Source organism: Streptomyces sp. NPDC026522 (assembly GCF_055567555.1).
Map to the genome: position 1 here is coordinate 3,794 of NZ_JBVHQF010000007.1, position 403 is coordinate 4,196.

General features: G+C 75.9%; 1 protein-coding gene. It reads left to right on the plus strand.

What is annotated here, in order from left to right:
* A partial coding sequence (locus tag ACZ4M3_RS18975; RefSeq protein WP_467734034.1) for a hypothetical protein occupies window positions 1-403 on the plus strand: 403 nt, incomplete at both ends.

Here is a 403-nt window from a genome sequence, read left to right on the forward strand (position 1 = left end):
GCCCTGCGCCCCCAGACCGCCCTGACTGCCCGAACCTCCCTGCGCCCCCGCGTCGCCCTGGCTGCCCTGCGAACCCGTACCGCCCTGGTTGCCCTGCGCCCCGGCACCGCCCTGGCTGCCCTGGCTGCCCTGGGTCCCGGCAGTCCCCTGACTTCCCTGCGCCCCGGCGTCTCCCTGACTGCCCTGCGCCCCCAGACCGCCCTGACTGCCCGAACCTCCCTGCGCCCCCGCGTCGCCCTGGCTGCCCTGCGAACCCGTACCGCCCTGGTTGCCCTGACTTCCGGCACCGCCCTGGCTGCCCTGGCTGCCCTGGGTTCCCGCAGTCCCCTGACTTCCCTGCGCCCCGGCGTCCCCTTGACTGCCCTGCGCCCCGAGACCACCCTGACTGCCCTGGGCACCGGTA